Source organism: Acidovorax sp. KPB24-07, assembly GCF_057543315.1.
Window position 1 is genome coordinate 1 of sequence record NZ_BAAJYS010000304.1, and the last position, 4,144, is coordinate 4,144.

Below are 4,144 nucleotides of genomic sequence, written 5' to 3' on the forward strand. Positions count from 1 at the left end.
AAAAAAGCGCAGGCCCCGGCCCGCTGCGCAGCCAGCATGCCGCGCGTCGGGCCGGAGCCTGGCCTTCAGGGCCGGTTCTTCAAGGCAGCGGCGTGAGCGTGATCCGGCCGTAGTTCAGTTGCGACCGGCGCGGCGTCGCGCCGTTGCTGTCCACCGGCACCAGCGTGACGGTGACGGCCTTGTCCCGCGCGATCAGGCGGGCCGTCTCCTCGTCGATCACGAACGAATAGCGGATACCGGCCTGGTGGTGCGCCGCATGCCCCGCCGTGTTCGCGGGCGTGGTCTTGGCCACGCTGGAGATCATTCCCACGAAGTTGGGCGACTCGGTGGTGGTGCTGGCGTTGGCGTTGGGCAGGTTCACGTACACCTTGGCGCTCACGCTGCGGTCGGGCGGGGTGGTCACGTCGTCGATGTGCAGCAGGTACAGCCGCGACGACTGGTTGGCCGCCAGCGCGGCGAGCGGCTTGCGAAAGCCCTCCGGCAGCGCGGCCTTGTGCGTGACGGGCGCGGTGCCCAGGTTGCGCTTTTGGGGCGCGGCCAGCACCACCAGCGGCTGCGCGGGATGCGCCAGGGCCGCGTTCTCGGCCGGTGCCGGCTGGCTGGCGCCTGCTGTCCGCACGGCGCTGCGCAGGGGCTTCGGGGGTGTGGCCAGGGAGTCGTACACGTAGCCCAGGTTTTCGGAGTTGACGACGTCGCTGACCTTCATGGAAGTCCACACGCCGTTTTCGTCGTAGAAGTTCCAGGCGTGGCCGTTCCAGTCCGCATCCGGCGGGTTGGTGTGCGAGGGGTCGACCGCGACCCAGCTGCTCCACATGCGGTCCACGTTGGAATGGTGGGCGAAGAAGACCGGGTCGCGGGCGGCCGTGGAGAGCACGCCCATGTCGGAGCCATAGTTGGGCGCCTGGCTGCCATCGGTGCCCGTCCACACGTGCACGTGGTTGTGGGGAATGGTCTCCAGCGTGCCGGGGCTGCCGCCGCCGATGGCCGTGTTGACCCCGCCGAACAAGGCATAGGTGGGCGAGTTCAGCACGATGGACATGGCCTTCGGGCCCACAAAGGCGGCAGGGATCCGGGCCCCCGGCTTCACGTTGGCGGGGTTGCGCAGCGGATCGTACAGGGCGCTGCCGGCGCTGGCGTAGATCTGCGGGAAGGTCTGGGTCGAGGGGCTCTGGGTGCTCCAGTCCCAGTACGGCAGGCGCAGGTCGGGGTCGCCCGAGGCCTTGACCAGGGCGCGCTCCAGGAAGAACAGGTAGGCGCGGTGCCATGGCGGGAACCACCAGCTCGAATGGATTTCCTCGCCCTGCTGGCCGTCGGTGCCGCCGCCGCAGGCCCAGCAGTGCACGTAGCTCTGGCGCAGCCAGCCGGTGGGGCTGTTGGGGTTCTGGGCGGTGATGTCGCGCAGCCCTTGCCAGCCCTTGGTGAGGCTGGCGATCTCGGCGTCGGTCAGGGCGAAGGCGCTCTTGCGTGGCTTGACGGCGATCTTGCCGCCCTGGAAGGGCGTCGCCGGGCCGGGCGGCGGGGGCGGGGCGCAGTTCTGCGGGTTGTCGGCCGGGTTCTGCGCCCAGGCGGCACTGTGCTGCAGGCTCCACAACGAAAAGCCGGCGGTCAGGCTGGCCAGGTGCAGCAGGGCTTGCCTGCGGGAAGTATGGGAATGGCTCATGCCGCGGTCCTCCGAATTGATTTTTTGCCGTGGCGCGGGTCAGGGCCCGTGCCACGGCGATCAATGTACGCGGGGGAGGGCGGCCCGCGAAGGCGCGGGCGAAGGGCTGCAAGGGGTGCTGGCGCGACCCGATGGCGGCGCCAAGTCTTTGTGGGGCATGGGTTTTTTGCGCTGCAGCGCACCGGATGCCGCCGCTGGCGAGGCCACTGGCCGGCACCTTAAAAGTTCTGAATTCGGTGGCCCAGGCACTTGGCGGCAGGGCGTGGGGCGATGCGGGGGGGGGGCGATGCGGCCCGGCCGACGCGGCCGGGCCGGGCCCGTCAATGGTCGTGGTGCAGATAGCTCGCCTGGCGCGGCAGGCGCAGGCTGACCACGAACGCCAGCACCATCATGCCGGTCACGTACCAGAAGAACACCGTCTCATGGCCGATGGATTTGAGCCCCAGCGCGACGTACTCGGCCGAGCCGCCGAAGATCGCGTTGGCCACCGCGTAGGCCAGGCCCACGCCCAGTGCGCGCACCTCGGGCGGGAACATCTCGGCCTTCACGATGCCGCTGATGGAGGTGTAGAAGCTCACGATGGCCAGGGCCAGCGCGATCAGCACGAAGGCCACGTAGGGGCTGGTCGTGTGCTGCAGCGCCGTGAGGATGGGCACCGTGCACAGCGCGCCCAGCGCGCCGAACAGCAGCATGTTGTTGCGCCGGCCGATGCGGTCCGACAGCGTCCCGAACAGCGGCTGCATGCACATGTACACGAACAGCGCGCACGTCATCACATAGCTGGTGGTCTTGATGGGCAGGCCCACCGTGTTCACCAGGTATTTCTGCATGTAGGTGGTGAACGTGTAGAAGATCAGCGAGCCGCCGGCCGTGTAGCCCAGCACGGTGAAGAAGGCCGCCTTGTGGTGGCGGAACAGCCCGCCCATGGTGCCGGCCTCCTTGTTCTGCTTGGCGGCGTCGGTCTGCGTCTCGTGAAGGGTGCGGCGCAGCAGCAGCGCGACCACGGCCGAGATGGCGCCGATCACGAACGGAATGCGCCAGCCCCAGGCCTTCAGCTCGGCCTCGCTCAGCAGCGTCTCCAGGATCACGATGACCAGCACCGCCAGCAGCTGCCCGCCGATCAGCGTCACGTACTGGAATGAGGAGAAGAAGCCGCGCTGGCCGCGCAGCGCCACCTCGCTCATGTAGGTGGCGGTGGTGCCGTATTCGCCGCCCACCGACAGCCCCTGGAACAGGCGGCACATCAGCAGCAGGAAGGGCGCCCAGGCGCCGATGGCGGCATAGGTGGGCAGGCCGGCGATGACGAGGGAGCCCGCGCACATCATGGTGACCGAGATCAGCATCGAGGTCTTGCGCCCGTACTTGTCCGCGATGCGCCCGAACAGCCACCCGCCGATGGGCCGCATGAGAAAGCCCGCGGCGAACACGCCGGCGGTGTTCAGCAACTGGGCGGTGGGGTCCGATTTGGGGAAGAAGGCCGGCGCGAAGTACAGCGCCGAGAAGGCATACACGTAGAAGTCGAACCACTCGACGAGGTTGCCCGACGAGGCCGCCATGATGGAGAAGACGCGGTGGCGTTTCTCCTCGGCGGTGTAGGCGCGGGGCGCGGGTGCGTCGGCGTCGGCCGCGGTAGGGACGGGTGCAGTCATGGAAGACGGGCCTTTCTGGTCCGCATGCGCGGCATGCAGGGTGTGTTGTTGTGGCAGGCCGCATTGTCGTCGGGACGACGAAGTCCTGGCTGTCAGCCAAATCCGGCACCGCGCGCCACCGGCCTATTGAAAACCGCGCTTTCGCTCCTAGATGCAGCCCGGGGATCGCTCCGCCATTGCGGCGGCTGCGCTTTCCTTCCTCTGCAAAACCAACGCATACAGCGCAGCGGGAACCCGGATCGGCACCGCGCCGGCCCGCCAGCCTGTTGGAGGCCGGCGGCCCGTGCACGCGGCGCCGGCCGACCGTCTCTCCCCTTTGATGCCTTTTCGTTTTTGCCACCCGAGGAATACCGATCCATGCAACCCGAACACACCCGCGCCGTGATGGCCATCAGCCTGATGGCGGCCTTTGCCGACGAACACAAGGACGAGCGCGAGCGCGAACACCTGCGCCAGCTGGCCGAGTCGCTCAGCGCCGGCACCGGCCTGGACCTGATGAAGCTCTACCAGGACGTGCTGCTGCAGCGCGTGCGCATCGAGGACGCGACCCAGGCGCTGGACACGCCCGCGCTGCGCCAGCTGGCCTACGAAATGGCCGTGGGCGTGTGCGATGCCGACGGCGTGTGCAATGCCCAGGAAAAGGCCTTTCTGCAACGCCTGGGCGCGGCCCTGCAGATGGCGCCGGACGAAGCCGCCGCCGTGGTGCGCGAGGCCGACGCACTGGCGGCTGCGCCGCTGCGCGATGCACCCGTTGATTCGCAAGGCGCATCGCAGGTTTGGGCCGAGCCTGCCGCGGTGGCCGTGGCGGGGGCGGGTGCCGCCGCGGCGGTGGCGG

3 protein-coding genes are annotated in these 4,144 nt (G+C 68.9%); 1 reads left to right on the top strand and 2 read right to left on the bottom strand.

Annotated elements, in window-relative coordinates; all coding sequences use genetic code 11:
• Nucleotides 1–79 precede the first annotated feature (79 nt).
• The gene (locus AC27IQ_RS19770) at nucleotides 80–1,660 is read right to left on the bottom strand and encodes a tyrosinase family protein (RefSeq protein ID WP_487090499.1); all 1,581 of its coding nucleotides are present in this window, start codon (nucleotides 1,658–1,660) and stop codon (nucleotides 80–82) included.
• A 320-nt stretch (nucleotides 1,661–1,980) separates the two neighbouring features.
• Entirely contained in the window at nucleotides 1,981–3,309 is a 1,329-nt protein-coding gene (locus AC27IQ_RS19775; RefSeq protein ID WP_487090500.1) for an MFS family transporter, read from the bottom strand.
• A gap of 357 nt (nucleotides 3,310–3,666) precedes the next feature.
• Here AC27IQ_RS19775 and AC27IQ_RS19780 point away from each other — a divergent pair.
• The coding region (locus AC27IQ_RS19780; RefSeq protein ID WP_487090501.1) for a tellurite resistance TerB family protein at nucleotides 3,667–4,144 on the top strand (478 nt) is incomplete at its 3' end.